This window comes from Streptomyces sp. NPDC002676, from assembly GCF_053592455.1.
The window spans coordinates 659,897-686,887 of sequence record NZ_JBSFVT010000001.1 but is presented as its reverse complement, the minus strand read 5'-3'; the positions used below and the strand labels follow the sequence as shown (position 1 = coordinate 686,887).

The following is a 26,991-nucleotide window of genomic DNA, read 5'->3' as shown; positions in this document are numbered from 1 at the left end:
GGGACGGGAGTTATCAGCGCGGGCCGCGCAGCACGATCCCGATGAGGCTGTCGCCTGCGTCCAAGCCGTACGTCGTCATGTACCGCCAGCCCTTGCGCAGGCCCTCGATCTCCTCGTCGCGCAGGCCCTGGTGCGCGGCCGTCGGCGGCATCCGCCTCGCCCGGTGCGTCGTGATCTGCAGTACGCCCGAGCGAGTGAGCCAGCGCCGCGCGTCAGTGATGAACCGGGCCTGGTCCAGGAACTCGAAGCTGTGCCGACACGAGATGATGTCCACCGTGCCAGGCACCAGCTCGGGCGGGATCGCATCACCGTCGAAGTCGTGCCGAACGAAAGACAACTGGTCGCCGAAGTCCTCGTGGCTGGCGCGTGCGTCCTCGATCGCCACGACGCTGAAGTCGTAGGCAAGGACCATCAAACCCCACTTGGCCATGTGCGCGGACATCTGGCCCCGGCCGCAGCCCACGTCGACCGCCAGCATCCCGGACTTCACCATCGCGTAGTTCCGGAACATCTCCCGCTCGAACGCCTCGGGCTCCTTCACCCGATACCCGGCCTTGTAGAGCCGGTTCCAGTACTCCGGAGTCTGCCGCTCATGCACCACATTCAGCGCCTTCATGCCGCCGGCTCCGGGTCATTCGCGCCGCCGTGCACCGGGCGGAGGTAGGCGAGCCGGAGCGGGTCAGAGGCCCGGACCTCACCGGCCGGGACGCCGAACAGGTTCACGCCACCAGACGGAACGGGCTTGGCCTCGTGTATGGCGCGCAGCGCCGCTCCCGGTTCGCGGTCCGGCAGCTCGGTCATCGTGCTTCCTCTCAGTGGTCGGCGTACAGCAGGGCGGAGACGACTCCGGCGGCGACGGATATGACGAACAGGACCTGGGCGAGGATCTGCCGCCATCCGATCTGCCGCTCATCGAGCCAGCGGCCTAACTCCCTTCAAGGGGCGGCCTCGTGAATGACGAGCAGCAGCAGCGCCGGACGCTCGCCAAGCCAGCGGAGTTCTTCCTCGTACTCGTTGTCGTCGACGCTGATGGCCTCCCGGTTCAGGACCGCGATGCCGTCGGCGAATCCGGTGCTGACGAGCCGCCGGGCCTTCTCCCAGCCGCGCCGGGTGAGCGGCGCGTGGGGGGCGTGTACGTCGGTCAGCTCGTGCACCACGTCGTAGCCCTGCTCCTCGATGAGGCGCCGTACAGAGGCCAACGTGTGGTCGATCTGGCCGCCGGCACTCCGCAGTCCGTAGGCGATGATCCGACGCTTCCGCGGGACCGGGGTCTCCAGGGCGGATTCGTTGCCCTGCTCCCGCTGCTTCTTCAGGTACAGGCCGCGGTTGTCCAGCGGGCGCATCGTGATGCCGCGCACCCACGGCTGCTGCTCTTTGTCCCTGTCCATCCTCGCCGCTTCAGGGCGGGTTTGTGCCATCTTCGGTGACATGGGGGTGCCTCCGTCCGGTCCTGCTCAGGGTTCCGTTCTCGGGCCCGTAGCTCGGGGCTCGTTCCGTACGGCCGTGGCCATCAGTCGCCGGGGCCGTACGGAGCAAGGCGCAGAAGGGGGGCCTGCGCCCACGCGTCTTCCTGGAAAGAGGTGCCTCGGTCGGCGCGCTCAACTACCGTGCTGCATGTGCGATTTACTGTGCAAGGGCAATCGCGAGAGCACTCAAATTGGCAAATGCCCGAACACAGGCAAGGGGTTGTTCAACGGGGCACAGGGGGTGGCACACTCAGGGACACGACCCGCTACGACACCGGACACAGGGCACGCTGAGCACCAACAGGGCTGGGGAAAGGGTTACGCAGTGGCAGCAAAGCGCGGGGCGACCTTCCGACGTAGGGAGCTGGGCAAGGAGCTGCGGAAGCTCCGGGAAAAGAAGGGCGAGACGCTTCAGGAGGTGGCGAAGGCTCTGCGCTTCTCCCACACGAAGCTCGCGCGTGTGGAGATCGGCGAGAACGACTTGCCGCGCGTAGGCGACCTCGAGAAGCTGATTGACCATCTCGACGGGAACCTTCCGAAGGAAGATCTGGAGACCCTGCTCCAGCTTCACCGAGAGTCCCTGAGCAAGGAGCCGTGGACGCCGTACAAGGCGTACATGCCGTCGAAGATGCCAACGTTCCGCGGCTTGGAAGAGGATGCCGCGGCTATGCGCGCCTGGCAGCCCGCCTTCGTGTACGGCCTGTTGCAGACGGAGGGCTATGCGAGAGCTCTGTACCAGATCGCTAAGCCGGTGGACGAGACGACGACCGAGTACACCGAGCAGAACGTCAGGCTGCGGCTGGAGCGAAAGGAACTGATCACCCGTTCGGAAGATCCGCTGGAGCTGCGCGTGATCATGGACGAGGCAGCTGTCCGACGGATGGTCGGCGGCCCCGAGGTGATGCGCGCCCAGTACGAGGAGATCGTGCAGCTGGGCGAACTGGAAAACGTGACCATCCAGATCCTGCCGCACGATGTCGTGACGTATCGCTCGGAAAGCAACTTCACGGTCCTCGTCTTCTCCGAAACCCTGGACCCTGTCGTGCAGGTCGACATGCCCAACACGATCAGCGTCACCGACGAGCGGCAGGAGGTCCAACGGAATGTCCGCCGCTTCGACGCCATGCGCGACAGTGCCCTGCCCCCGGCTCGAACGGCCGGGTTCCTGCAACAACTAGCACGGGAGTGGAAGTAGCCATCAATACCAAGATCACGGCCCCTGATGTGGCCTCCGAGTCCGCCTGGTTCAAGTCCTCGTACAGCAACGACACAGGCGGTAACTGCGTTGAGGTCGCTGATCTGACCCCCCAGGTCGGCATCCGCGACTCGAAGAAGAAGAGCGGCCCCGCGCTCGTCGTGCCGGCCGCTGCCTGGTGCTCGTTCATCGGCCTGGTGCGCTCCGGCGACGTCGACTTCGGCGTAGTCGACCAGTAGCTTCACGAGCTTGCCCGGAAACATGGCGGCCCCCCTCAAACGCGGTGAGGGGGGCCTCCATCGTCTTTCTACCCATCACCCCGTTCAACGGGTGACAGCACGTTGCACAGTGTAGAGCCAGCGCAACTCAGATGTTCGAGGCTCGCGCGGTTCCGACCCCGCGTATGCAGATCCTGCACACGCCCTCGACGCGGGCGGCAGGTCTCCGTACGGTTGAGGGCCCCCGGTTCTCTGACCGCGCGGGAGGGCGCTCATGCTCGCCACCCAGTTAGGTATCTGGACCTCTGTTGAGGCACGCGACCTGGTTGAGCGCCGCAACCCAGGGGGGCTGATCCGTCTTGGCCGCCGCTACCTGGGGTGGAGGCAGGGGGATTTGGGAGCGCGGATCGGGTGTTCGGCATCGACCGTGTCACGGCTCGAAGCGAGCAAGCGGATTACAGACGTGGCGCTGTTACGAGCGGCGGCTGCCGCAGTCGGGCTTCCGTCACCCGTCCTTGCGGCAGCCTGCGGTTTCACCGCCACCGCGACGGCTGCCCCCACTAGAGTGGCGCCGGACGCTTCGCGTGACGCCGAGGAGGACCCGATGCGCCGCCGTACTCTGCTCGCCGCCGCGGGGACGGCCGTGCCCGCCTCCCTGCTCCTGGGTGTCGATGATGCACTCGCCGGCACGCCTGTCCCCTCAGGGAACCCCGCCCAGCCCGACGCGCGGCTCGCCCGCGCCCGCCGCATGTTCGACGCCGGGCAGCACGCGGCCTTGCTCCGTGACCTTCCCGGCCTCCTTGGGGATGCCCACCACGCCGCGCGATCTCGCTCCGACCTCGATTACGCGCGTCTCTCCGCCTGTTACACCCTGGCAACCCAGGTATTGGTGAAGATCGGCCGGTATGACCGCGCTCGGATCACCGCTGACCGAGCCACGACGTACGCCTCCTTGTCCGGCTCACCGCTGGCAGCGGCAGCAGCCGCTCGCGAACTCTCCATCGTCCTCCGCCACCAGGACCAAGCCCCCACCGCGCAGCGCCTCATCCTGAACGCCGCCGCCGAGGTGGAGGCCACCGGCCTGCACACCGATGCGCAGGCCGCGGCGTACGCCCAGATGCTGTGCACCACCTCGTACACCGCAGCGCGCGCGGGCGACCGCGGACAGGCTCTCGCGATGATCGAGGAGGCGCGGCGAGCCGCCCGGCGCCTGCCCCCCTTCCCGCCCGACGGCCGCCTGTTCCGTATCTCCCCGGCCGCGGTTGATCTCTACGCGGTGGGCGTGCACTGGGCCCTGGGAGACGCCGGGGCGGCGCTGGAAGCCGGACGTGATCTGCGTGCTGAGCTGTTCCCCACAGCCGAGCGGAAGAGCCGGATGCACACGGACCTCGCCCGTGCATGGTGGCAGTGGGGGAAGCCCGAGCAGACTGCCCAGGAACTGCTCGCCGCGATGCGTGTCAGCCCCGGGGAGGTCCGTGACCGACCAGCGATTCGAGAGATGGTCGGCTCTCTTCGCTCACGCCACCCGCGTGCGGCGGGTGTCCGGGAACTGGCTATTGCAGTTGGCTCCTGAGGCGGTTGACCACCTCAGACCGGCTCCCTGACATCCGGGCGTGGCCCGAACGCACGGCGGCAGCGCGGGTGGGAGATTGGCCAGTCAGCGGCGTCGTCGACAGTACGCACTGTGCGGTTGGCCTTGTCTGGGTCTTGGTGTGTGGTCCAGCCGCAGTCGGCTCCATCGAAGACCTCCACCCTGGTCACGCCAGCCTGGCGGGTTCGGTTGAGAGTTCCCGCGTTGTAGGCGACCGCCGACTTCGCGAGCGTGGCGGCCTCGGCCCACGCGCGCACCGGTACTCGCGCTCCGTTTCGGTAGACGACGTGTGTCAGCTTGTGCTGGGCGGCCAGCCGTCTGGCGAGATTCTTCGCTGCCTGCATCGCAGTCATGTTGCCCGCGGCCAGCAGCGGCACTTCGCGGCGCGCAGCTTCTCGCACGGCGCGGTAGAACTGGCTGGCCATCCGCTCGGCTTCCTCGGAGCGGCGTAGAAAGTCGGCGTAGGAGTCTGCTGCGAGCGACTGGAGCGCGTCGCGGTGGAATGTGGTCCAGGTGAAGGTCACGCCCAGGGCCTCGGCGGCCGTCCGCCCGCCGTCTTCGTACAGGTGAGGGAGCTGCCGCTGTACGAATTGCTGAGCCTCCTGGTCCACGCGCTGACGGAACTCGCCGATGGCCTGCTTGAACTCCTCCAGCGTGGCGAGCGTGTACGGCGTACGTGGATTGTCGGCGAACCTGGCGAGCACTTCCTGCTGTTTGCTCGCCAGGCGTTGCCAGGCTTCCTCGAGTACGGCCGCAACACGGCGCGCGATCTCGTCAGGATCTCCCGGCACCAGCGGCGGCCACTCGTACGGCATGGCCGCTCTACCTCGTGCGCCGGGACGGCACGAGCGCCGCAGTCACCAGGTCGACGCTCGCCTCCCCCGCCACCGGGTCATCTGGGGCCACGAGTTCGGCAAGTCCCGCAATCTGGCGTTCCAGTCCGGCGAGGTTGTTGCTCTGGTCGACGGTGACCACGCCGTCGACCGTCATACGCAGTGGCTCGGCGAGGAGCTTGGCGCGGCGTTCAGCCAGGACTTCGGCAGCGACTGCGCGGGCCCGGCCGAGGCGGGCGTAGCGTGCGGTGAGGTCCTGTTCGTCCGTGGCGGTGCCGAGCTGCGCCCGCAGCCAGGCGAGGAGGATCGGGTCCATCATTGCTCCTGGATGGCCATCGCCCGCCCCCACCCGGACGGGGCGGGGACGGGCTGACGTATCTCGTGTGCTTACTCGTCGGTGTCGGTGGTCTTCCGGCGCCGCCGCGGCGCCGGCTGCGCGGGCTCGGCCTCGGCCTCGGGCTGCCCGGCGAAGCCGAAGGGCGGCGACTCCTCCTGCTTGGGCCCGTCGGGCTCGGGCTCGTCCTGGTCGGCCGTCGGCTCGTCGTCCTCCCACGCATGCGGGTTCGTGATCTCAGCGGCCAGTTCGTCGTCGGGTTCGTCGCCGGGCTCCAGCACCACCCACTCGCGGGTCGTCGGGTGCTCGACATGCACGGCGGTTGCGAGGCGGCGGCCCATCAGATCACCTTCGCCACGATGTGAGCGTCCGGGGTGTGCAGCACCGGCATGCCGACCGCTGCGCCCTTAGTCCAGATCTGAACGGGGTCGTCCTGGGCACCACGGGTGATGATGATGCCCGGCCGGTCCTCCTTGGTGATCTCCGGGTTCGTGCCGCGCGACAGCGCCAGTCCCTCGGCCGTCACGCCGAAGATCGTCTGCCCCCACTTCGCACGGTCCGGCGGCAGCATGATCCACCGGTCCTCCGGAAGCACCTTGGTCTGGACGCCGTCGACGCGCACCTGCCCCTTGTAGAAGGTGATCGGGGGCAGGCCGTAGTTGTCTCGCACGACGTTGATCTGCTGCGGAGTGAGCGTGGCCGTCGGGGTGTTGGAGGGGTTCACCGAGCCGTAGTACGCCGCCCTGTAGGCGTTGTTGGCTGCCAGGAACGAGAACGCCTTGCGGCTGGTGACCACCAGCTCCGGGAAGGGAGCGCCCCGGTCGTCGAGGTACTGAATCCAGCCCAGCTCGTCCTTGATCGGGTCGGAGGTGGGGTCCGACCACAGCTTCGGCACGGTCGGCAGGTTGCCCGCCGGCACGCCCCAGTCGACCTCCGTGGTCAGACCGTTCTCCGCGACGAGCGAGAACTTGCCGTCGACCAGGACGTCACCCCAAGCCAGCTCGACTCGGGAACGGATCGCCTCGACGTGCCGCTCGGTGTCGTCGTACAGCAGCTCGATCAGCCGGTCCTCGTCCGCGCCTCGGGACGCCTCCAGCAGGATCTGCTCCTGCTCACCCACGAGGAGCTTCTGACCCAGCGGCGGCAGCATGCCCTCACGGGTGGTCTGCCACGCCTCGCGGGACGCGAACGGCACGCTCGCGTCGAAGGCCCGGTACTTCGCGACGTTGACGTACCGGCCGTTGTCCTTGACCCGCCACTTCACCTCGTCCTGCTCGAAGGTCGGGATGATCCCGCCGTCCTTGGTGAACAGGTGATCCGCAGGCGAGGGGATCGCGCGGGCGAAGGTCGTGAGGTCGCGTGCGGCGACGTTCTTGATCAGGTCCTGAATGGTCATCGTCGGCCGCCTCTCACACGTACCGGATCTGCGGACCGGTCACCGAGGGGGTGACCTTGGTGGGGTCGATGCCGCCGGGGACCTTCGCGGCGACGACGACGCCGTGCCAGAGCAGGGCGGCGGGCACCTTCGTGGCGGTCGGCGCGAACAGCGCCTCGGCGAAGACGTGACCGGCGAGGTTCTGGCGGCCGTCGGTCGCCGTCGGGTCGAACGCCCCGTACAGACCGCTCGCGGTGATCTTGCCGACGGGTACGCCGGACAGGACCCGGCTGTAGGGCTGGGCGGTGTCGGTCGACGCGGCGGTATGCGTGCCCGCGGTCAGCTTCGACAGGTCGAGCGTGATGGTCTCGGTGGAGTCGGTGCCGTGCAGCGACGCGAGCCAGGCCCGGTCGGCGGTGTACGACGTCGACGTGGTGATGGGCTGAAGTGTCACAGCCGTCCTCCCGTGGACGTGAAGCGAATCGGATTCGCGCACTCACCTGGTGGTGGTGCCGTCCACGGGAGGTGTGAGGGGCGTGGTCCCCATGTCCGGCTGTCCCGCCGGTGGGGTCATGGTGTGCGCCATGACGTCGCTGGGCTTGGTCAGCCGGAGATGAATCCCCGGCGCCGCGCCATCTCCAGTCCGGCCGCACCCGGCTTGGGCGGTACGCCGCCACGCGACGGCGGTCCGCCTGCGGGGGAACCGCCGGGGGCGGGCGGTGTGGCCTCGCGGGTTTGGCCGAACAGCTCCGGCCGCCGCTCCTTCAACTGCTCGGCGGCCGTGGCGACCGCCTCCTCGTCGGCGTCGGGCTGATCGGCCAGGGCTCGGTCGATGAGGAGTACCGCGTCGTTGAGGTCGTCCCCGGCCGCGCCAAGTCCGGCGAGGGCGGAGCGCCGGACGGCCGCTCGCTCCTTGGCGGCGGCCTGCGCTTCTCGCGCCTCGGCGGCCCTCAGCTTCTCCTCGGCAGCCTGCTCCCGGCGTTCGACCTCGGACAGGGCGGCCTGCTCGGCTTCGCGCTTGGTGGTGATGAACTCGGTCAGGGCCTCGGAGTTGTCGAAGCCGAGATCGCCGAGCAGCTTCTTCACGGCCGCGCGTCCGCCTTGCGTCTTCTCGCGGGCCAGCAGCCGCGACAGGTCCTCCTGCGTGACCGTGCCGCCGGCCGCGCCGCCGTCGCCTTCGGGCTTGGAGTCGTCCTCGGGAGACGCACCGAGGATCGGGTAGATCGGCCGCCCGTCACGGCGGTGCCCGACCGGTTCGAGCGGGTTGGGGAGCGAGGGGCGCGTCATGCGTGAACCATCCACAGGTCTCCAGCGCCCCCGCGCCGATGATCAGTGTAGCTGCGGCGTGGATCGGTCCGCCCGTCCCTCTGCCCCGGATGGACGTCTCCAGGTCGCCCATCCCTCCTCAACGATGCAGCGTATCGGATATGGCGGAGCTGTACGCATTGACCTTCGAAGTTGGCAGAAGGACTCCTGTGGGCGTCCTTACCGGCCTCCTCGACGATATCGAAATTGTGACGCAAAGCTCGCTCGAATTGGCGACTCACGTGGCACAAGGCGAAGCTGACAACTGGCTTGTTACCACACTCCGAAAAGGAGGAGTCCGTGGGCTTGTACAAGAGGCTCGCCGACGGGAACTCCCGGGGGTTTTCGAGCGTGAAGGTCGAGAATTGGAGGAGATTGAGCGATACCTGGAAGAGTGGATGCACTTCCCCCTGGGGCGCCGCGCCGAAGGGTTCCTCCTAACCCTGATGGCCCCGGGTAGGGGCTATCTCCCCTGGTCAAGGCTCCTAGACCAGCTTCGCGCTGACGAGACGTCGAGGCGCCTACCTACGGGGCCCTACCGCTTCCGGTCGATCAATTATCGAAATCCCCTAATTGTAGAAATTCTGGCCGAAATTGGCGCAACCGGGGTCGCCCTGGGAACACTGCTGAAGATCCTTCGGGGCTGGGGGCCCTACAGGCGGCAGCAAAACGCAATCGCCAGTGATCTTGAAGATCAGGTCCAATGCCGTATCAAGCTACGACAAATGCTCCTCGCCAAGGTTGGGGCAGAGGGACTGTCAATCTCTCCAGATGCTATCAATGAACTGGTATCTGGCAGCCTCCCTGGCGCTATTAGCCGACTCGCGGAGAATCAGCCCGAGATTCATGAATCCGATGAAACAGACGAGGACGAAGACGCCGAAGAAGGATCCGACGAGTAGCCGCGCATGTCGTTACACAGGTTCCGGCGCGGCCGTCGCAGCACCGTATCGCCGGGCCTCCAGCCCCGCCAGCGGACCTACAGCTAGATATGTCATTGGGCTTATCCACGACGATCTTCGGGGAGTGGGATGGAGCCAATTTCGGGGTCGGCTGCGGGCAGCCCGAGGTATTGCCGCACAGCCGCATTGTCGCCAGTGGCGTCGGCGAGACGAGCTGCGGCCTCGAAGGCGCGGGACTGGATGCGCTCGACCTCCGCCTGTGCGTCGTCAATGGGGTATCCGGCATCGATCAGCATCCGTATACCGGTCTCCACCGACAGGACCCCGGCGCCGACGGCCTTGACCACCTCGTCCAGGACGGCGGCGCGGTCGGTCGGAGTGTGCGGCCCCCACATGAGGCGGGCAGGAAGGGACTCACCCGCGGGCCAGCCCTCCGCCTGCCCCGCCTGGTGGAGGCGTTGCACCATGCGCAGCAGGACGGCGTACTTGTGCGTCCGGGCCAGGCGCATGGCGGCGACGAGCGAGTCCAGCGGGCCGAGCGCGAGTTGCAGGGCGTAGCCGGACGGTAGGGCGGTCGGGTCCAGCGTGCCCAGGCCGGCGGCGGTGAGGCGGCTGTTCGCGGCGATGCGGTCGAGGATGTGGTCCACGCGGGCGCGCAGTTCAGCGAGCTGGGCGGAGGTGTCGAGGACGTCCATGCGTCCGTTGTCGTTGAGCTGCCATACCGTCCCGGCCCGGACCTTGACGGGGAGGGGCTGTCCGGTGGCGCGGTCGATGGGTAGTCGTGCCCCGGCAAGGCCGATGATCGGTGAACCGGTGGTGGCTGAGGCGCCGGAGCTGTCGGTGTCGGTGGCAGACAGCTCGTCCAGGGCCTGGAGGACGGTGGCCACGGTGGGCTTGCCCCAGTGCTCGCCGCTGGCCGGGATGGAGTTGGTGACCTGTACGAGGGGGATGAAGTCCACCATCAAGTCGAGGCGGTCGAGGACTTCGCCGTCTGACCGGACTCGGTAGGTGGCCTTGTCCATGGGCAGGTCGTAGAGGAAGTCGGCGTACTTGAGGTCGTCCAGCTCCCATTCGGCGTCGGTGAGGTAGCACGTCCACGGGGTCGGCCGTCCTGGCGCCCAGGGGTAGGTTCGCGTGATCGCGCCGGTCTCGCTGTTGAGGGAGTCGCCTGTGCTCAGGACCGGTGCGCCGTCGTCGGCGTAGATGTACTCGCGTACCGCGTTGCCGTTCTTCGCGGTGCCGCGTCGGCTGGCGGGAGCGATCGGCCCGAGTTCGTAGGTGATGCGGCGGAGCCTGGCCTTCAGGCCGCGCCGCTTGTCCTCGGGCAGCTCCCAAGCCAGGTGCACCCGCATGGGGAACTCGGCGCCGTCCTGCTCCCCGTCCTCCGGCCACTCCGGGAAGTACAGGCCCGGGTCCCAGGTGCGCAGCAGAACGCGGCCCTTGGCCGGTTCCCAGGCGAGGCTGTAGACCGCGTCGCCCAGCAGGATCGCCGTCCGCTCCGCCTGCTGGATGCGCAGCGGCAGCAGCTCTTTCTCCGCCCAGGCCCGCAGCTTGTCCTGAACGGCCAGCGCCATGGCGGCCTCGCTCGTCGGCTCGTCGTCGGCGTGCTCCGCGCCCGCGACCGTGATGGTCTGCTCGGAGCCGAGGAGGTAGCCGAGTGCGGTGTCGACGAGTTTCGAGGCGTCACCGAGTTCACGCCGCTCGGCCCCCGCTTCGTCGTCACCGGTGATCGCGGCGACCTGGCCGGCCTGGTTGGAGTCGTACGCCGCGAGCAGACGGTAGGCAGCCAGACGGCGCAGGTCCTCGTCAGGAACCCAGGACGAGGTCAGCTCTGCCCAGGCGTTCCGGCCCGGACGGCGTGGGTCCGCCATGACCGGCTTGTAGTCCAGCCAGCTCCAGACGTCGGTGATCAGCTCGCGCAGGCCCACAGTGCCCCTCCAGGCAGTCGGCCCCGCGCCGCAAGATCAGGTTACGGCCTTGGCTCGGGGGCGCTGACCTCTGCCACCGCCTCGTCGTATCCGGGCATCCCCGGCGCGGGGAAGGAGGAGCACGCGGCGAGGAAGCCGCCGCGGTCGCCCGCGCTCTGCTGGCGCTCGCCGAGCTGGTCCCACCGGTCCTTGCACTCCTGTTCGCTCGGACTGGAGTAGGCGGGTGGTGCGCCGCTGGCGATCTTCTGCCGCTGCAGAGCCAGCCCTTCGCTGCGCCCGAGCCGGTACGTCTCGCGTACACGGTCGAGGTGCGCGGCGCGCTGCTCCTCAGCCGTCGGCTTCTCCGCTCCGGACGAACAGCCCGTGAGGCACGCGACCGCGAGCGCGGCGGTGCACAGGGCTGTGGTCCAACTCCCCCTGCTCCCCATGATCGTGAGGCTAGCAGCGGTCCGAGGCTCCCGAGCGGGCTGGGCCGTTTCCTCTTGGGGCCGTTTCCGGTGCTGGCGGAGCTGGGTGTCAGCGGCGACCGTCGAAGCGGTCGTCGTCAATGTCTGTTGGCAGCGTGTCGAGTTGGTCCGGGTCGGCGAGTTCGGTCAGCCCGTGCACGGCGGCGTCCATACGGTCCGGGCTGTCCATTCCTTCGACCCAGGTGACCATCTGGTCCTCCAGCTCGGTGTACTCGCCGACGTGGTGAACGAGCTGCTGCTCGTAGAGCTGGGCCACGGGCGCGGCGCGGAGGCGCTTGCCTACCTTGGCGGTGACCTCCAGGATCATCGGCATGAGCAGGCCCTTGGTGACGCCTTCACGGCGTAGCTGCTCCCATGCCTGCGTGACGATCTGCCTTGCCATGTCGCCGCCGTAGTTCTTCTCCACCACGATGGCGTCGGCCTTGAGTTCGAGGGCGAGTCGGCAGGCGGCAAGGCCCCAGTCGTTGGCGCCCATGGAGCCTGACCGGTCGGCGAGGACGTAGAGCTGCCGGTCGAAGTCCCGGCCCACGCCGATGACGCCGGTCTCGTCGCCGACGGTGGACTCTCCGCCGGCGGGGTCGACGGCCACGACGATGCGCGCCATGTCGATGCCGGAGAACTGGACGGCGTTGATCCTGGCGGTGTCGATCCACTCGCGCTTCCAGACGCCTCCCTCCGGCGGACGCGGCTTCTGCATGTAGAGGGCGCCCCAGACCCGTTCGCCGACACGCTTGCGGGTTCGGGCGTGGTGGGCTGCGTCGAACCGCTGAGGCCACAACGGCTCGCCGGGTTCCCGGCCGAGCGGGTCGTCGGGGCTGTCGGCGAGAGCTGGTAGGTCGATGACGCGCCACGCGTCGCGCTCGGTGGCGAGGATGCGTCCGGCGAGGTCGTCTTCGTGCCAGCGGGTCTGGATCAGGCAGATGGCGCCGGTCGGTTCGAGTCGGGTCTGTATGACGGAGGTCCACCAGTCCCAGGCGCGCTTGCGCATGGTCGGAGAGTCCGCGTCGGCCATGTCCTTGACCGGGTCGTCCACGATGGCGATGTGGGCGCCGCGTCCGGTGAGGCCACCTCCGATGCCCGCAGCGAGGAGCCCGCCTTCGCCGCCGACGATGTCGAAGCGGTTGGCGGCCTTGCTGCCGGGCGCGAGCTGGATGCCGAGGTCGTCGCCCCAGGTGTAGATGGCGTCCCTGATCCAGCGGCCGTGGTCGTCGGCCAGGTCGGCGGAGTAGCTGGCGATCATCATGCGGTGGCCGGGGTTGCGCCGGAGGTACCAGAGCGGTGCCCAGCGAGAGGCGCGTCGGCTCTTGCCGTGCCGCGGGGGCATGGTGAGCATGACGCGGTCGCACCGGCCCTCGGCCATGTCGATGAAGGCGCGGTCGATCAGGTCCAGGTGCGGCGCCTGCATCTCCCGCCCGCCGGTGAGGACGGCGGCGAGGGCTCCCGGCGATCGGTCCATGGCCAACTGCCGTTCCGCGCGTGCCAGCTCGGCCCGCAGCGTCGGGGAGGCGGACCGAGCGATGGCGCGGCGCTGGGCTGGGGGGAGCGTCTTGTAGTGGGCGATGACGCTCTCGTTGTCGCGGGGCCTCATTCGGCGTCCGGGTCGGTGAGGGCGATCAGGGCGTCGAGTTCGTCGGCGGTGACGTTCTCGATCTGCACCGGTCCGCCGTCGGGGCCGGACAGCTCCGTTCGGACGGGCATGTCGAGGCCGAGTAGCCGGGCGCGCCGCTCCATGATCCGCAGGGTTCGGTCGATGGCTGCGAGGTCTTGGTCGCGGACCGCCTTCTTGTACGCCACGAAGAACAGCCGGTCGAGACGGTCGGCCTCCAGTGCGCGCAGCTCGTCGACGTCGTCGTTCAGCTCGGCACGGCGGTCGGCGAGGGCAGTGCGGACATCGCGGCAGGCAGCGTGGATCAGGGCCTCGTCAGTGGGCGGGTCCTGGTTCTTGCGGTACCGCTCGATGCCGTAGCCCTGGGGGTAGGCGATGCCGTCGGAGTTGGCGGTCGGATCTGCGGCGAGCTTGCGAGCGATCGTGAGCCAGTCCACGCCGGCGAGTCGTAGGTCGATGGCGTCCGAGCGGCGGCGCGCGATGGCCGCACGCGCGGCTTTGTCGGGGCGTCCCACGGCGGGGGTCCTCCACAGCTCGGGTGCGCCCCCGCGCCCAGGTCCATGATCCCATTTCCTTGCCGAGAGCCGCCCTCTGCACCGCCTCGGTGACGTTCTCGCCGAACTCCTCATTTGATAGAGGGGAGTTGCGGACAAGACGGAGCGGGACCGGACGGTGATCGTCCGGCCCCGCTCCGGGGGGAATCACATCAGCGACATCTGTTCACCCTCGCCTGGCCTCTTCGGCGGGATGAACTCGGGCGGTGCGTCCGGCGCGTTCCGCTGGGTGCGGAGCCACCAGGCGAACTGGTAGTTGCGGCAGGTGCGGTAGCGGACGGAGTTCCGGCGTGGTTCGTCAGCGGGAATGCTGTGCTCGCCCCATCCGGTGATCGGGCGGGCGTTGTCGAGGTGTACGTACAGCCCTGGCACGAGGGCGGGGCCATCCCACTGTTCTCCCGGCGCACCCTCGAAGGCCAGGTGGGCGTTCTGACTCCAGTTCCATGGGTTGGGCAGAGCGCACAGGTACCAGGCCAGCGGCGGATTGTCCTGCGGGAGTTCGAGGGTCTGGTGCCGCCGGCGGACGTCCACTCGGGGGCGGTCGGGCTGGCCGAAGCTGCGCAGGCAGTGCTGGTCGAGGGCGACGTGCCGCACGCCAGCCAGCCACATGATGTAGTACCGACTTCGCGATTCAATCTGTATCTGTATTCGCTGCGACATGCGCTCCCCAATTGTGTTTCCTAATTGGCGAGAGATTCATTTCTCTCTACTACCAATTTTATCAAATTTCCCACCAATTCCAGATGCCTGTCATGACGGAAGCCATTCGGGTAAGGCATGTTGAATTCCTCTTCGAATGCCTTCTCGTATTCCTCTTTGGGGAGCGGGATGGGACGACGGCATGTCGCCTTGAGGTTGGACCCGCTGAGGTCAGTGACTTTCACGTCCTTGAAGTAGCGCCGGAGCATGGGCTCCAGCGTCTCGGGCGTGTGGAAACGGAGCTTCTGCCACTTCCCCTTGACGAAGTTCATCTCCACGTTGTCGTCGTCGAGGAAGCTCATCTTCGTGGTCGCGGTCTGCGAGGTGACCCGCTTGGCCTGCTCGTCGCGCAGTTCGCGTGCAAGGCTCCGCGTGCCGAGGCACACCACCCCGTCAGCAGCGCACAGGGCGTTGACGGTGGTCATCACCCAATGCTGGTAGTCGAGCGAGGTGGTGGCGTTGATGACGGAGTCCAGGACAACGACGTCGTACAGGCCGTTGGCCCGGATGTCCTTGTCGATGTCGCGGATCATGCCGACGACGGCCCGGATGTCGACGGCGTAAGAGCCGTCCCGGCACCGGTAGGGCTCGTAGTCGTGGATGTTGAAGCCCTTGGCCCTCAGATGCTTGGCGTAGTCGCCGTATCCGGCGCCGAAGTCCACGACGCGCTGAGTGGGCTTGAGCCAGGGCGTGACGAGCTGGTCCCATGTCTCGGAGCCGTATGCGAGCTTCCCCGCCTTGGCTTTGGAGGAGAACTGTCGCAGCCGCTTGGGCTGGACGATGTGCTGGTTCCAGACCGGGGCCTTGTCTTCGATCGCGCTCCAGTCGTAGACGCCGTACTCGCCGGTGAGATCGGCGTGGAGCTGGGCGGCGTCGGCCGAGGCCACGGTCCAGGCCAGGAGGTCGAAGCGCGAGAAGGAGGCGACGACGGCGTACTCGGCGTTGAGGACGATGCGGCCCTGGTCGTCGATGACGACGCTGCCCCAGGGGCCGTGGCCGGCGGTCATGTGGCCGATGGCGTTGACGAAGGAGAGGTTCTTCCGCTCGGCGACGCGGATGGACTGCCACGGAATCCAGGACCAGGCGCCGATCTCGCCGGGCTCGGCGTAGACGACGCTGGCCTCGGTCTCCACACGGTTGTGCAGCAGGTTGAACTGGATCTCGTCCTGGAGGCGGACCTTCGTGCCGAGCATGACCGCGGGGGTGTGGGTCATGCCGATGGCCTTGAGACCCTTCGTCCTCTGGTGGCCTGCGACCAGCGTGCCGTCCGCGTTGAGGATCACCGGCTTGACGACTCCGTGGCGGCGCAGCGATGCCTGGAGCCGGACGAAGGCCGTCTCGCTGAGGCGGCGCGGGTTGTAGTCGGCGGGGCGCAGTTGATCGAGCGGGTACGACTCGTAGAACGTCGTCGTGGGTGCCTTGCTCATGCGGCGTCGCCCTCCTGGTGGGCTTCCTGGAGGACGTGCCAGCCGAAGCCGAGGTCGCTGTTGGTGTCGTCGACGAACTTCGTGTAGATGGCGTTGAGGGCTTCAACCTCTTCGGAGGTGATCCGAACCCGCTTGGACTCCCACTGGAGGTAGCCCCACTGGAGGTAGTCCACTGTGGCAGCGGCTCCGGTGCCCGCGCCGTCGGAGGTCAGCTCCAGCGTCTCGGGGAGCGAGGTGTCGTCAAGGAGCCGGTCGACGCTTTCGCGGTCGTATCCGGTACCGGCGAGGTCGGGGATCTCGGAGAGGACTTCGGCCAGCAGGGCGGTGTCGTATCCCGCGAGGTCGTTGGTCCGGTTGTCGACGATGACGATGCGTGCTGCGGCTTCGTCATCGACGTCGATCCAGGTGGCCGCGATGCGCTCCCAGCCGAGCTGCTGGGCGGCAGCCACGGTGTGGTTGCCTGCCAGGATCTCGTTGGGCCGTCCGGTGTGGGTGCCCTTGTTGACCACGACGGGCCGGTATTGGCCGTTGACCGTCAGCGACTCGGCGATGGCCGGGAGGTCGCCGGTGCGGGGGTTGCGGTGGTACGGGGCCAGGTCGCCGATCGGAACGGCGAGCGGCAGGAGCTGTTCGGGGATGTTGGCGAGCGTGGTCACGGGCGTCCCTTGTGTAGGCCGTTCCCCGCGCCCTACGCACGCCAACACTAGACGATCAGCCGAGCTGTCGGCTCGGTTCAGCCGGGAGGCTGGCGGCCGGCGCGGCCCGCCCGTTTGCTGGCGGAGTGCCGTCAGTGGTCGCGGCGTTGGCCCTCTCGTCTCTGTCCCGGTAGTGCCGGAGTTCGGCGCGGATGGCGTCGAGGTGGTTGTCGGTGATGGTGCTGGCGGTGAGCGGGTCGAGGTCGATGCGCTCACCGGTGTACTGGCGCGACGTCGTCATGCGCCCGACGCTACTGAGTCGACCGTCTCTCGGCCCGGCTGGGTGACGACTACCGGCTGGCCCTTGCCTGCGGCGACAAGGGCCTGCGTGATGGCGCCGGTGACCGCCGTGACGTAGGACGTGAAGACGTCCGTCACGTTCCCGCGGTTGGCGCGGGACAGGTCGCCGTTGAGGAAGAACGCCTTCCGCTGGGCGGTGCTGATCTCCAGTTGCACGCCCATGCCGCGTACGCCGCGGTTGCAGATGTTCCTGACGTCGTTGCCGTTGACCTCCTCGTTGGCGACCTGAACGGCGAACCCTGCCTGCGCCAGGGACTGTCCGATGCGGTCACGCAAGGGGTAGTCGAGCCCGCCGAGGTTCGTCATGGGCGTCGCGCCGGCGGCTCCGTGCCAGGAGACGATGTGGGTGGCGCCCTGGGCGAGTGCCAGCGCCTGGGGGTCATCGAAGCTGGTCGAGGTGATGTGCAGGTCACCGTTGTCGGCCTGCTTGATCCCGTCGAACGTGTAGAAGTCGTGCACGTCGCCTGCGGCTGCACTGGCGAGTTCACTCGTCCCCTGCTCGATCCCCCCGCCGTGGATGGCCAGGTGGAGCAGCGTGGAGATCGGGGAGGAGCGCCAGGAGCGTTGGTAGTCGATGCCTTCGATCTGGGCGCTGGCGAGTGCGGAGAAGGAATTGTAGAGACCGGTGGTCATAAAGCACTTCCTTGAGTCGGGATGACCGCTGGGGCGGTGACCACGGCCACCGCCCCAGCGTCTAGCGGTTGTTGCAGCGGCAGATGCCTGGCGGCAGGCACCACGACTCGCAGGAGTTGCACCACTCCGCGCCGGGAACGGGGGGTTCGCCGTGCCCGTTCCGCCCCGGTGTCTGGTCCTCGGTCATGCCGCTGTTCTCCTGGGTGGTCGTCTGGTCGAAATGGCTGCTTCGAGTTCCGCGCTGCGCCGTTCGACGTCCCGGTCGGGGGCCTTGTGGATGCGTCGGCCCGGGTCCCGCTCGTCGGCGGCCTTGTCCGGGGGCCCGTCTCGTTCGATGAGGAGACGTAGGTACAGCTCACGGTCCTCGGGATTTCCGTTGAAGTCCTCTGCGCTCATGTCGCTCCGGAGTGCACGGGACCCGCCCCCGGCGTGGCGGGGGCGGGTCCGGTCGTGTTCGTGGCGTCGCGGTCCCGGCGGCTTCGCTTCGGCGCGGAGCCGGTGCCTGGCGGGTAGGGCGCGGGGGATTGGCCACCCGCCAGGCACCGAAGGGGATGCCGCATGCCACGGCGTGCTGGTGGGCCGGTTCCTCGGCTGTGGCCGTTCCCACCAACGAGATAGACCGTATCACCCTTGAGTGTTGGGATCTATTTCGCGCGCGTGATCCCACCGGTCAGGCGGAGCCCCGTAGCCGAACCCCTCGAAGGGCGCCGTTCCGTGCTCGGTCGGTCCGTCCGTGAAGAACAGGTCCTGCTGCACGGCCCGGGGCCGAGCGGTGAAGTCCTCGGGCCTGAGCGTGATCTGCTTGAGGCTCGCGGGAGGCGCCACGTCGCGAACCGGGATGACAGCGATCACCGTCGCCACGCCCACCGCCGGAAAGGCGTCGGCGGGCAGCTCCCAGAGGGTTCCCCGCGCCTCCCATATCCGAGCGAGGAAGTCCTTCGTCCTTCTGTCGTCCCGGTAGGTGAGGCTCCCGTACATGATCGCGACGAGAAGGCCACCGGGCTGGATGAAGCGCAACGCCCGCTCCACGTGCCGGATGTCCTGCCGCCCCGCGAACGGGGGGTTCATGATGACCCGTTGGTAGCGGCGCTCCACCTTGACCGTGAAGAAGTCGGCGGTGGTGACCTGCCGGGCGTACCCGCCGGCGCGGATGTGCTCCGCGCGAGCGGCGTCGAGTTCGACACAGTCCACGACGGCCCCGCGGGCGGCGACGGCTTCGGCGATGGCGCCGCGCCCCGCAGAGGGCTCCAGCACCTCGCATCCGGGTTCGAGCTCGGCGAGGTCCAGGAGGCGTTCGACCGTGGGCTTGGGCGTCGCGTAGAACCCTCGGTCGGCGTCGGTGAGCACCTCGCCGGTAGCGAGCAGTCCGGCTACGGCGTCGGCGGCATCGACGGTGAAGACGTGGGCCTTCCTGTAGCGGTGCCACCGGCCGCCGACTGCGTGCAGGGCGAGGTTGACGCGCTCGTACAGCTTGCGGTCGAGCTGGCCGTTCAGCCGGAGCTCCGGGCCGTCGACCGAGGCCACACGGAGCACTTCAAGAACGTCGGGATCTATCTTCATGGTGAACTCCAAGGTCAGGCGTACTCGGTGCAGTTGACGGCGAGCGGGTGGCCCTTGTGGTCGGCGCAGACGGCGTCGCCCGTGGCGGGGTCCGTGCCGCCGTCGCACAGCTCGCAGATCCAGTAGCCGCAGACGACACAGATCGCGGAGGCAACCTGGTTGCAGGTGTCCGCCAGGTCGGCGTCACAGAGACGGCAGACTTCGGGCGGCAGCGTGCCGTCGTCGGGCCAGGTCTTGAGGCCGTCGATGCGTGCGGGCCGCTTCACGCCGTCCGCTCCTCCGCCCCGCCGTCGCTCTGGGCGTTGGCGGTGAGGAGCGCCGCTTCGAGTTCGACCAGGCGCGCCGCGACCATGATGGGGAACCGGACGTAGACGGAGCGCCCTGCCTGGTTGAGGAGTTCGGCGGCAGCGAGGAAGGTCGCGTTGCTGGCTTCGTTCAGAGCCTCCGTGTTGTTGTCGCGGCGGGCCTTGACCAGGTGCTGGGCGGCCTCGCGGACGAGCCGGGCCGCGTCGGAGTCGTACTCCTCAAGGGCGTTGGCCGTGGCCGGCACTCCCTCGAACAGGTTGCGGTTGATGTTGCGCATGGCGCGGATGTCGTTCATCACTGGGGGCTCCCAAGGGAAGAGAGGGGGCGGCCCGCTGGGGGCCGCCCGCGGTGGATGGTCAGGCGGTGACTGGGGGAACCGGCCTCGTCGCCGAGGCCGGTGCCGCCCGGGTGGATGGTCAGGCTGCGATGGCGACGGGCTGCGCGTCGGCGTCGGCGTCCTTCTCCTCCGAGTCCGGGGCGGGCTGGTGCCCCGGCTCGTCGGCGGCCTCGGTCTGCGGGGTGGCGGCAGGCTCCGCCTCCGTCTCCGAGCTGTCGTCGGCGGCGGGCTCCAGGCGGGCCAGCGCGGCGTCGGCCTCCGCGACCAGGTCGGGGGCAGCCGCCGCGGGGTTGACCATGATCTCGCTGGCGTCGGCGTGCGCCTTGGCCTGGCGGAGGTTGAAGCGGGCCTTCTGCACGAAGGCGGCGACCCTGTCCATCTGCTCCAGCCGCTTGCCCACCTGCCCCTCCAGTGCGCGGGCCAGCTCCATCGGGTCGGCCTTGCCGACGCTGTCCAGCAGCTCGCACATGCGCTCGATCTCGTCGAGGTCGCTCTTGGTCTTGGCCTGGGCGCGGGTGCGCTGGGCCTTCTCCTCGGGCGTCATCTCCTCGACGTCGACCATGGAGTCCTGCTGAGCCGCCTTCTCCTGCTTGCGCATGGCGTAGGCGATGTGAACGAGCTGGTTGTCGCTCTTGTCGCCCTTCTTCCAGTCCTCGAAGACGGCCTTCTGGTTGTCCCGCGAGAGGGCGGCGATCTGGACGGCGGCCTGGGTGCCGATGTGCCCGAGGTCGACGGCCGTCTGGATCTCCGGGCGGAGGGCGAGCAGGGCCAGGCGCTGGTTGACGTACTGGACCGACTTGGAGAAGGTCTTCGCGACGCTGGCGGGGTCGGCACCCTCCTCCTCGTCAAGGACCTTCTTGAAGCCGCGCGCCTCCTCCAGCGGGAGCATGTCCTCGCGGTTCAGGTTCTCGGCCATGGCCTTCTTGAAGGAGTCCATGTCGCTGATCTCGGCGTCACCCTCGGTCAGGAGGATCTTCGTCTCGATGGTGATGTTGCCCGCCAGCTCGTTGGCGCGGAAGCGGCGCTCGCCGGCGACCAGCTCGTAGCCGCCCTCGGCGATCTTGCGGACGACGATCGGCTGGAGGAGACCGTGCTCCTTGATGGAGTTGGCCAGCTCGGTCAGCGCCTCCTCGTTGAAGGTCTCGCGGGGCTGGTTCGGGTTGCGGCGGATCTGGCGCATCTTCAGGGTGGCGAACTTGTGCGGCATTTCGGACTCCAAGAGGTCGGCGGGGGCTTCTCTTTCCCCCTTCCTTCTGGTTCTATTCTATATGCATTGCGGGGAGGGGTCCACATTTTTCGAGAAGTTTTTGCAGGTCAAACGCGTGGACGCGGGCCCCGAGCGGGGTCCCGCGTCCCGTAACCATCTCAGTGCATCAGCTTGCGACGGCGCCGCTAAGACACTCCACCCCGCGCTCGACACGCTTCGGGTCGACGATCGACAGGGCCCCCAGCACCTCGTGAGCCGACTCGTCATCCAGGGCGACGTTCTCCACACCTTCGGACTCCTCCAACCGGGCCAGCACTCGTCCCAGTTCGATCCCCACCCGTTCCTCCCCGCGTTGCAGCGTTCCGCCTCCTCAACGAGCGGCGACCGCTTAGATCCCCACACAGCAAATCTCGCGGCACACATCGAGCGGTTGGGGGGCGCCGGTCACAATCTCGCAGCCTGGAGAGCGGAAGAAGCGTGGGGGCCCGCATGCTGTGTAACGCGATGTACTGATGGTCTAACAGATCTTGCTTCGCAGCTCAGCCTAATGTCAACCAACATAGACATTAAGCTGTACTGAGAGTCTCGCTCGTCACACCGCCCGACCTGCCCGCCCCCCTTCCGGGCCTCCCGCACCGCCGAAGGAGCACCCAGCACCATGCCATCCGGCCCGGATGTCCCCCTCGCCAGCAAGCTCGCCCTGCTGCTGCGCCGCAAGGCCGAGGCGGAGGGCAAGACCCCGAGCACCCGCGCGCTGGCCGCCGCGACAGCTGAGGGGCCCGGAGAGCGGCCTGCGATGACCCACCAGGTTGTGAACGACCTACTGAACGGCGTCAAGTCGAACCCTTCACTCTCGCAACTGCGGGGACTCGCACGAGCATTCGACTGTCCGGTAGCTTTCCTACTGCCCGGTTACAACGGTTTGACCTCTCTGTCGGTCTATGAGGAGCAACAAGACGTCCGTGAGGCGCTTCGGCTGGTCCACGACCTGGGCGAGGCTGGGGCCGCTGAACTCCTTGAGGCCGCTCGTGAGATTCGACTACGTCACGGACGTACCGATCTCACCGTCCCCGAGGTTCCCGAACCGATGCCGCCTGCCGCTGAACCACCGCGGCCAGGCCGGCGACGGCGGCTCAGCTTCACCGAAGCGGCAGAACGGGCGGTCTCTGATCTGGAAGGAACGTGAATGGACGGCATCGTCTTCGGCTTGTGCGCGCTCTTTGGCATAGCGGGCACAGTGCTCTCCGCCAGGGAAGCCTGGCGCCAGCGCAGCCGGAACGACTACCGCATCGCCCGCTTCGCCCGCACCGTGGCATTCGGCGTCTGCACAGTCGGGGTCATCTTCGCCATACCCCCGGTCGAAGATCTCGTCGAGTCCATGACCGGCATGAACAACGCTGCCAAGCTCGGAGCACATTTCTGCGCCGTGCTCTGGTGCGGCAGCCTTCAGCTCATGCTCGTCGACTGGTCGTACAACCACGAGGTGCTGAAAGCCAGCCTGTACGCACGCATCGCGTTCGCTGTCTGCGTACTCACCGCGATGCTGCCGCTGTTCGTCGAGACCACGGGCGAGAGCATTGAGTTCACGACGGAGTACGCCACAGTTCCAGGCGTCACCGTCTACCTCATGGTCTACCTCGCCTACGTGGCGATCACGTGCGGCGAGATCGCGTTCCTCTGCTCCGGTATGGCTCTGTCCGCGAGACGGAGCGGACACGTCTGGTCGGCGCGTGGCCTGGGCATGTCGGCCGCAGCAGCCATCCTGGGTGTCGCGTACGCGGCCAGCAAGGGCTCATACCTGGTGACCCACTACCTCGGCCACCCGTGGTCGCTGGGCGCAGAGGAGATCGTCTCGCCCGCCCTCGCCGGTCTCGCCACCATCGCGCTCATCTCGGGCCTGACCATGGCGATGGTCGGTAGGCGCATCGCACTGCGCAAGGCGTCCGTTTCAGCGGGCGTCTGACAGGCCAGGCAGCTTGCGCCAGTGCAGGACCACCCTGCCAGGCTCAACGGTGCGCACTCCTCGGGCCCTCGCGGGGAACACTTCGATGTTCTCCAGGAACAACCTCACGATGGCTCTCTTGGACGCGGACGGCGCCGTGTTCCACCACCGCACCAGGTCCTTGGCGTTGCCGAGGGAGAAGTCCGCCATCTGCTCGGCGTACCGCAGGCGCGATCGGGTGTCCTTGAGGTTGGCCGTGATCTCGCGATCGGCGGCCACGAACGCATCGCTGCTGATCTGCCGCTGACCGTAGAGGGTCGCCGCTTCACCGCGGCGGCCCTCCAAGTCTTCGATGGTTGCCTTCATCTTCTCGATCTGGGCGCGGACGGCAGCCTGAGCCTTGAGGATCTGGTCGCGGATGCCGGGCTTGAGAAGCTCGGCCACGACGTACTCGCCGACGTAGTTCTCCAGGAGTTCGCCATCGATGCGGACTTCACCGCAGCCACCGCGGCCATCCTTGTCCTTTGGACGGCAGCGGTACCCGGGCGTCCCGGCGTTCGTGCGTGCCCCCTGAAGCGCCCAGGTGCACTTGCCGCACGTGCTGGCGCCATCCACCAGGAGGTAGTCGTAGGGCGGGGCAGCGTCACCCGTCTTGCGGCGCTGGTCCCGCTCTTGGAGGGCCTTGAACTCTTCCGGAGTGATGGCGCCTGGGTGGCCGGCGTCGACGAGTTCACCATCGTCGTCATAGCGCAGTCCGGCAATCGCCGGGTTCCGGAAGAGGCGTCCGACCGACGCGTCCTTCCACTCTCCCCCGAGCGTGCCCCTGTAGCCCTCACCATTCGCCCACACGGCGACGTCCGCGTTGGACTGGCCGCCCTGCAACGCTCGGCTCACCATCTGGCGAAGCGGGCCCACCTCGTCATCACGCAGCCGACGACGCGACGCGTCGTCGAAACCGTAGAGCCGTGGCATGCGGTCGTCCGTTCTTCTCTCATGCGCCTCCTGCGACCGCCTGATCCTAGGTCACGGCCCTGTGAGTAGGGCCGTGACCAAGGAATCGATATGTGAAAGCTACGGATGATCACTGCGCGGCGGCGTCACTCCGAGCACTCGCCAGAGCGCAGCCGTAGGGACCCTCACCGTGCTGCCCAGAGTGAGCGTCTGCACGGGGAAAGATCCCTCCTTGATCAAGTTGTAAGCCTTGTGCACACCGATACCCAGGACCCGAGCAGCCGTCGTGACGTTCACAGTCGGCGGCAGCGCGAGCAGTTCCTCCAGGGTCATTGGGCTGGTCCCGGAGGCCGTACCTACGGAGGCGTCCTTCGTTGTCATTCCCGTTGTCGCGTTCTCCCCCGCGCCAACGTCACTTAAGGATACGCCAACACTGGAGTGTTGGGGCAAGATAGAGCATCGGTTCGACAAGGACCGGCACAGAAGATCCACAACCGAAAGCCACGAAGGGGATGTTCGTGTTCGATCCCAGCTACTACCGGCGCTGCGCGTGCAAGGCACCGGCCGTCGACGAGGACGGCGCTCCCATACTCAACGCCAACGGGCAGCCCAAAATGCGCATGCTTGACGCAAACTGCCCGAAGCTCCCGCAGAAGGGGCACGGCACCTGGTACTTCTACTTCGAGCTGGAAGCCGGGGAGGGCGGCAAGCGTCGGCGCGTACGGCGAGGGGGATTCGCCACCAAGAACGACGCGAAGGCCAAGGCAGAGGAGATCTACCGCGACGCCATCGGAGGCGCTGACGTGCTCAGCGACGCCACCGTGGGCGAGGACCTGAATAGCTGGCTCAAGAGGAAGAGGGGCCTGGCCCGCACCACCCGGCACGGGTATGAGGAGCACATCACCCTCTACCTCGAACCGCACCTCGGGCACATCAAGCGGCGGGACCTCAAGCTGCGCCACGTCGAGGCGATGTACGACGCGATCGAGCGAGAGAACTCCGAGCGGCTGCTTCACCACGCCAGGGTGGTGGAGTTGGAGGAGGCGCGCGACGCCGCCCACACGGCGTGGGTTCGCGCCGCGGGCAAGAAGGAGGAGCGCCGCGCCACGCGCCGGGCCTACCTGGCTGCCAACGCCGCTCTCCGTGAGGGACGCAAGGGCAAGCGGAAGATCACCAGCGCCGCGACGATGCACCGCATCAACGCCACCCTCAGCTCGTTCCTGGGCAGCGGCATCAAGCGCGGCGAGTACGCGACCAACTGGGCGGCCATGGTCGAGCTGCCGGCGGTCAGGCGCCCCAAGGCTCTGGTCTGGACGCCCGAACGGGTCGAAGAGTGGAAGCGGACCGGCCAGAAGCCCAGCCCCGTCATGGTCTGGACCCCGGAGCAGACCGGCCAGTTCCTCGACTTCATCTCCGACGACCGACTCTGCGGCATGTGGCACGGGTTCATCTTCCGTGGCCCGCGACGCGGCGAGATGTGCGCGCTGCCCTGGACGGAGGTCAGCCTCTCCGGTTCGTGGTTCCGGATCTCCGCCCAGATCGTGGAGATCGCGTACCGGCAGTACGACGAGGCGCCGAAGCAGGACAGCGTCCGCACCGTCACCCTCGACTCCCAGACGCGCGGGAAGTGGGAGGAGTGGCAGGTCACCCAGGACAAGGAGCGTGAGCAGTGGTCCGGCGAAGCCGCCTGGGTTGAGAGCAACCGGGTCTGGACGCACGAGAACGGCGAGCCCCTGCACCCCGACTGGATCAGCCGACGCTTCAACCGGCTCGTGGAGCTGTCGGGACTCCCGCCGATCCGCCTGCACGACACGCGGCACCTGTCGGCCACGCTCGCGCTTCTCGGCAAGGCCGACATCAAGGTGGTCCAGGAGCGGCTTGGCCACAGCTCCCGCCAGATCACCTCGGACACGTACACGAGCGTCCTGCCTCAGCTTCTGACCGCCGAGGCGGAGTCGACGAGCGCAGTCGTGCCCCGGTCCCCGCAGAAGAAGACCCCTCCGAAAGAGGAGCAGGACGAGCCCCAGAGCCAGGCCGAGGAGGGCGCCGACGAGGCTCCCGAGGCCGACGAGGATGGGCCGGACGAGGGATTGCGTCCCGCCGCGTGACCTGCGTCCTCAATTTGTCCTCACGATCATGAAACCATGATCGAGAAGGGCCGCCAAGATCCTTCCGTACTCGCTCCCGACCAGCGAAGACGCTGGTCAGAACGATTTTTCGAACCACGTGAGTGGTGGGGCGGGTGGGACTCGAACCCACGGCCGACGGATTATGAGTCCGCTGCTCTAACCGGCTGAGCTACCGCCCCATAGCGGCGTGTCGCGTACAAGTGTGCGCGCCGTCTGCCGCAGCATAGCCGCTCATACGATCTCCTGCTTCGGATGGTCGGCTTCTGTGCTGCTTCATGACCTTGAGGACATCGCCGCAGGCGCGGCGGTTCCGGCGGGCATGAAACGGACATGAAAAAGGACCCCCAAGGGGCCCTCGTTCAATGCGCTCCCCCGACTGGACTCGAACCAGTAACCTGCCGGTTAACAGCCGGCTGCTCTGCCAATTGAGCTACGGAGGACCGAAGCTCCCCCGACTGGACTCGAACCAGTAACCTGCCGGTTAACAGCCGGCTGCTCTGCCAATTGAGCTACGGAGGATCGCCTCGTTTGCATCGAACGCACCTACCTGGGTATTCGCCAGGGGGCGTGCGCTCGCTGCGACACATACATTAGCGCAAGCAGGGGGGTGCTCCGCCAATCGGTTCCCCTCGGCTCGACGCCGCACCAGAGACCTACACAAGGGAAGGGTGGCCGCCATGCGCTACCGGCTCACGTTCGTCGCCGGACTCGCCCTCGGTTACGTGCTCGGCACGCGGGCCGGACGCGAGCGCTACGAGCAGCTGAAGAAGTGCGCTCACCAGATCGCGCAGAACCCCGCCGTCCGCAACACCGCCGAGACCGCCGCCCAGCAGGGCCGCGTCTACGCCGGCAAGGCCTTCCACACGGTCAGCCACAAGGTCGGCGACCGAGTCCCCGCATCGGTGACCCAGCGTGTCCGCTCCCTGCGCGAGCGCAACCTCGACGGCACCCCCGAGGACGACTGGGGCACGAGCAACACCTGACACCGGACCCACACCCGCCCAACGGCAGGAAACCCCACGACGATGCTG

Annotated in this window: 33 protein-coding genes and 3 tRNA genes; 8 read left to right on the top strand and 28 right to left on the bottom strand. The window is 67.7% G+C overall.

Annotation, left to right across the window (positions count from 1 at the left end; genetic code table 11):
• Positions 1–13: 13 nt before the first annotated feature.
• The 3 genes from ACWD3E_RS03125 to ACWD3E_RS03115 form a co-directional block, all read right to left on the bottom strand.
• Positions 14–616 carry a class I SAM-dependent methyltransferase gene (locus tag ACWD3E_RS03125; RefSeq protein ID WP_451385792.1) on the bottom strand — a complete coding sequence of 201 codons (603 nt, stop codon included), beginning with the start codon at positions 614–616 and terminating at the stop codon, positions 14–16.
• Entirely contained in the window at positions 613–801 is a 189-nt protein-coding gene (locus ACWD3E_RS03120; RefSeq protein ID WP_451385791.1) for a hypothetical protein, read from the bottom strand. The genes ACWD3E_RS03125 and ACWD3E_RS03120 overlap by 4 nt, the downstream gene beginning before the upstream one ends.
• A 134-nt stretch (positions 802–935) precedes the next feature.
• Entirely contained in the window at positions 936–1,388 is a 453-nt protein-coding gene (locus ACWD3E_RS03115; protein ID WP_451385790.1) for a hypothetical protein, read from the bottom strand.
• A 403-nt stretch (positions 1,389–1,791) separates the two neighbouring features.
• Here ACWD3E_RS03115 and ACWD3E_RS03110 point away from each other — a divergent pair, with 403 nt between their 5' ends.
• The 3 genes from ACWD3E_RS03110 to ACWD3E_RS03100 all read left to right on the top strand — a co-directional run bounded on the left by ACWD3E_RS03110 (position 1,792) and on the right by ACWD3E_RS03100 (position 4,452).
• The gene (locus tag ACWD3E_RS03110) at positions 1,792–2,661 is read left to right on the top strand and encodes a helix-turn-helix domain-containing protein (RefSeq protein WP_451385789.1); all 870 of its coding nucleotides are present in this window, start codon (positions 1,792–1,794) and stop codon (positions 2,659–2,661) included.
• On the top strand, positions 2,652–2,900 hold the full coding sequence (locus ACWD3E_RS03105) for a DUF397 domain-containing protein (RefSeq protein WP_451385788.1): 249 nt from the start codon (positions 2,652–2,654) through the stop codon (positions 2,898–2,900). Before ACWD3E_RS03110 ends, ACWD3E_RS03105 begins: the two co-directional genes overlap by 10 nt.
• Before the next feature lie 253 nt (positions 2,901–3,153).
• Positions 3,154–4,452: a helix-turn-helix domain-containing protein gene (locus tag ACWD3E_RS03100; protein WP_451385787.1), complete on the top strand. Its 1,299-nt coding sequence runs from the start codon at positions 3,154–3,156 to the stop codon at positions 4,450–4,452.
• 14 nt (positions 4,453–4,466) lie between these two features.
• On the opposite strand, the gene ACWD3E_RS03095 is transcribed toward ACWD3E_RS03100, so the two are convergent.
• The 6 genes from ACWD3E_RS03095 to ACWD3E_RS03070 all read right to left on the bottom strand — a co-directional run bounded on the left by ACWD3E_RS03095 (position 4,467) and on the right by ACWD3E_RS03070 (position 8,299).
• Positions 4,467–5,285 carry a hypothetical protein gene (locus ACWD3E_RS03095; protein WP_451385786.1) on the bottom strand — a complete coding sequence of 273 codons (819 nt, stop codon included), beginning with the start codon at positions 5,283–5,285 and terminating at the stop codon, positions 4,467–4,469.
• A 7-nt stretch (positions 5,286–5,292) separates the two neighbouring features.
• Complete coding sequence (locus ACWD3E_RS03090; RefSeq protein WP_451385785.1) at positions 5,293–5,619, bottom strand: hypothetical protein; 327 nt, start codon at positions 5,617–5,619, stop codon at positions 5,293–5,295.
• 71 nt (positions 5,620–5,690) lie between these two features.
• Entirely contained in the window at positions 5,691–5,978 is a 288-nt protein-coding gene (locus ACWD3E_RS03085) for a hypothetical protein (RefSeq protein WP_451385784.1), read from the bottom strand.
• The gene (locus ACWD3E_RS03080) at positions 5,978–7,033 is read right to left on the bottom strand and encodes a major capsid protein (RefSeq protein ID WP_451385783.1); all 1,056 of its coding nucleotides are present in this window, start codon (positions 7,031–7,033) and stop codon (positions 5,978–5,980) included. The genes ACWD3E_RS03085 and ACWD3E_RS03080 overlap by 1 nt, the downstream gene beginning before the upstream one ends.
• 13 nt (positions 7,034–7,046) lie before the next feature.
• A complete protein-coding gene (locus ACWD3E_RS03075; RefSeq protein ID WP_451385782.1) occupies positions 7,047–7,466 on the bottom strand; it encodes a head decoration protein in 420 nt (139 codons plus the stop codon).
• Between the two features lie 149 nt (positions 7,467–7,615).
• Positions 7,616–8,299 (bottom strand): hypothetical protein, encoded by a 684-nt coding sequence (locus tag ACWD3E_RS03070; RefSeq protein WP_451385781.1) that lies wholly within the window; start codon positions 8,297–8,299, stop codon positions 7,616–7,618.
• A 140-nt stretch (positions 8,300–8,439) separates the two neighbouring features.
• Between ACWD3E_RS03070 and ACWD3E_RS03065 the strand changes: the two genes are divergently transcribed.
• On the top strand, positions 8,440–9,219 hold the full coding sequence (locus ACWD3E_RS03065; protein WP_451385780.1) for a hypothetical protein: 780 nt from the start codon (positions 8,440–8,442) through the stop codon (positions 9,217–9,219).
• Positions 9,220–9,320: 101 nt separating this feature from the next.
• Here ACWD3E_RS03065 and ACWD3E_RS03060 read toward each other — a convergent pair whose 3' ends face one another.
• The 15 genes from ACWD3E_RS03060 to ACWD3E_RS02990 form a co-directional block, all read right to left on the bottom strand.
• On the bottom strand, positions 9,321–11,147 hold the full coding sequence (locus ACWD3E_RS03060) for a hypothetical protein (protein ID WP_451385779.1): 1,827 nt from the start codon (positions 11,145–11,147) through the stop codon (positions 9,321–9,323).
• 41 nt (positions 11,148–11,188) lie between these two features.
• The gene (locus ACWD3E_RS03055) at positions 11,189–11,575 is read right to left on the bottom strand and encodes a hypothetical protein (RefSeq protein ID WP_451385778.1); all 387 of its coding nucleotides are present in this window, start codon (positions 11,573–11,575) and stop codon (positions 11,189–11,191) included.
• A gap of 88 nt (positions 11,576–11,663) precedes the next feature.
• Positions 11,664–13,202 (bottom strand): terminase large subunit domain-containing protein, encoded by a 1,539-nt coding sequence (locus tag ACWD3E_RS03050; protein WP_451385777.1) that lies wholly within the window; start codon positions 13,200–13,202, stop codon positions 11,664–11,666.
• Positions 13,199–13,735 carry a hypothetical protein gene (locus tag ACWD3E_RS03045; RefSeq protein WP_143053682.1) on the bottom strand — a complete coding sequence of 179 codons (537 nt, stop codon included), beginning with the start codon at positions 13,733–13,735 and terminating at the stop codon, positions 13,199–13,201. The genes ACWD3E_RS03050 and ACWD3E_RS03045 overlap by 4 nt, the downstream gene beginning before the upstream one ends.
• Before the next feature lie 186 nt (positions 13,736–13,921).
• Positions 13,922–14,368: a hypothetical protein gene (locus ACWD3E_RS03040; protein WP_392212662.1), complete on the bottom strand. Its 447-nt coding sequence runs from the start codon at positions 14,366–14,368 to the stop codon at positions 13,922–13,924.
• Between the two features lie 86 nt (positions 14,369–14,454).
• Positions 14,455–15,900 carry a methyltransferase domain-containing protein gene (locus tag ACWD3E_RS03035; protein WP_386306554.1) on the bottom strand — a complete coding sequence of 482 codons (1,446 nt, stop codon included), beginning with the start codon at positions 15,898–15,900 and terminating at the stop codon, positions 14,455–14,457.
• Positions 15,897–16,556: a ParB/RepB/Spo0J family partition protein gene (locus ACWD3E_RS03030; protein WP_451385776.1), complete on the bottom strand. Its 660-nt coding sequence runs from the start codon at positions 16,554–16,556 to the stop codon at positions 15,897–15,899. Before ACWD3E_RS03030 ends, ACWD3E_RS03035 begins: the two co-directional genes overlap by 4 nt.
• A gap of 55 nt (positions 16,557–16,611) precedes the next feature.
• The gene (locus ACWD3E_RS03025) at positions 16,612–16,836 is read right to left on the bottom strand and encodes a hypothetical protein (RefSeq protein WP_451385775.1); all 225 of its coding nucleotides are present in this window, start codon (positions 16,834–16,836) and stop codon (positions 16,612–16,614) included.
• The gene (locus ACWD3E_RS03020) at positions 16,833–17,528 is read right to left on the bottom strand and encodes a poly-gamma-glutamate hydrolase family protein (protein ID WP_451385774.1); all 696 of its coding nucleotides are present in this window, start codon (positions 17,526–17,528) and stop codon (positions 16,833–16,835) included. Before ACWD3E_RS03020 ends, ACWD3E_RS03025 begins: the two co-directional genes overlap by 4 nt.
• A 183-nt stretch (positions 17,529–17,711) precedes the next feature.
• On the bottom strand, positions 17,712–17,924 hold the full coding sequence (locus ACWD3E_RS03015) for a hypothetical protein (protein ID WP_451385773.1): 213 nt from the start codon (positions 17,922–17,924) through the stop codon (positions 17,712–17,714).
• 228 nt (positions 17,925–18,152) lie between these two features.
• Positions 18,153–19,088, bottom strand: a complete 936-nt coding sequence (locus ACWD3E_RS03010; RefSeq protein ID WP_451385772.1) for a hypothetical protein — start codon at positions 19,086–19,088, stop codon at positions 18,153–18,155.
• Between the two features lie 14 nt (positions 19,089–19,102).
• Positions 19,103–19,354, bottom strand: coding sequence for a hypothetical protein (locus ACWD3E_RS03005; RefSeq protein WP_451385771.1), 252 nt, complete (start codon positions 19,352–19,354; stop codon positions 19,103–19,105).
• A complete protein-coding gene (locus ACWD3E_RS03000) occupies positions 19,351–19,689 on the bottom strand; it encodes a hypothetical protein (protein WP_451385770.1) in 339 nt (112 codons plus the stop codon). Before ACWD3E_RS03000 ends, ACWD3E_RS03005 begins: the two co-directional genes overlap by 4 nt.
• A 121-nt stretch (positions 19,690–19,810) precedes the next feature.
• On the bottom strand, positions 19,811–20,938 hold the full coding sequence (locus ACWD3E_RS02995) for a ParB/RepB/Spo0J family partition protein (protein ID WP_451385769.1): 1,128 nt from the start codon (positions 20,936–20,938) through the stop codon (positions 19,811–19,813).
• Between the two features lie 166 nt (positions 20,939–21,104).
• A complete protein-coding gene (locus ACWD3E_RS02990; RefSeq protein WP_451385768.1) occupies positions 21,105–21,275 on the bottom strand; it encodes a hypothetical protein in 171 nt (56 codons plus the stop codon).
• A gap of 321 nt (positions 21,276–21,596) precedes the next feature.
• Here ACWD3E_RS02990 and ACWD3E_RS02985 point away from each other — a divergent pair, with 321 nt between their 5' ends.
• The gene (locus tag ACWD3E_RS02985; RefSeq protein WP_451385767.1) at positions 21,597–22,124 is read left to right on the top strand and encodes a hypothetical protein; all 528 of its coding nucleotides are present in this window, start codon (positions 21,597–21,599) and stop codon (positions 22,122–22,124) included.
• The gene (locus tag ACWD3E_RS02980; RefSeq protein ID WP_451385766.1) at positions 22,125–22,901 is read left to right on the top strand and encodes a hypothetical protein; all 777 of its coding nucleotides are present in this window, start codon (positions 22,125–22,127) and stop codon (positions 22,899–22,901) included.
• Here ACWD3E_RS02980 and ACWD3E_RS02975 read toward each other — a convergent pair.
• Positions 22,887–23,852: a recombinase family protein gene (locus tag ACWD3E_RS02975; RefSeq protein WP_451385765.1), complete on the bottom strand. Its 966-nt coding sequence runs from the start codon at positions 23,850–23,852 to the stop codon at positions 22,887–22,889. The genes ACWD3E_RS02980 and ACWD3E_RS02975 overlap by 15 nt on opposite strands.
• 497 nt (positions 23,853–24,349) lie before the next feature.
• On the opposite strand from ACWD3E_RS02975, the gene ACWD3E_RS02970 reads away from it, so the two are divergent.
• On the top strand, positions 24,350–25,939 hold the full coding sequence (locus ACWD3E_RS02970) for a tyrosine-type recombinase/integrase (protein ID WP_451385764.1): 1,590 nt from the start codon (positions 24,350–24,352) through the stop codon (positions 25,937–25,939).
• 123 nt (positions 25,940–26,062) lie between these two features.
• Here the strand turns inward: ACWD3E_RS02970 and ACWD3E_RS02965 are convergent.
• The 3 genes from ACWD3E_RS02965 to ACWD3E_RS02955 form a co-directional block, all read right to left on the bottom strand.
• Positions 26,063–26,139 (bottom strand) — tRNA-Ile (locus ACWD3E_RS02965).
• Positions 26,140–26,327: 188 nt separating this feature from the next.
• A tRNA-Asn gene (locus ACWD3E_RS02960) sits at positions 26,328–26,400 on the bottom strand.
• 6 nt (positions 26,401–26,406) lie between these two features.
• A tRNA-Asn gene (locus ACWD3E_RS02955) sits at positions 26,407–26,479 on the bottom strand.
• Between the two features lie 158 nt (positions 26,480–26,637).
• Here ACWD3E_RS02955 and ACWD3E_RS02950 point away from each other — a divergent pair.
• Positions 26,638–26,943 carry a YtxH domain-containing protein gene (locus ACWD3E_RS02950; RefSeq protein WP_451385763.1) on the top strand — a complete coding sequence of 102 codons (306 nt, stop codon included), beginning with the start codon at positions 26,638–26,640 and terminating at the stop codon, positions 26,941–26,943.
• The last annotated feature ends 48 nt before the right edge of the window (positions 26,944–26,991 follow it).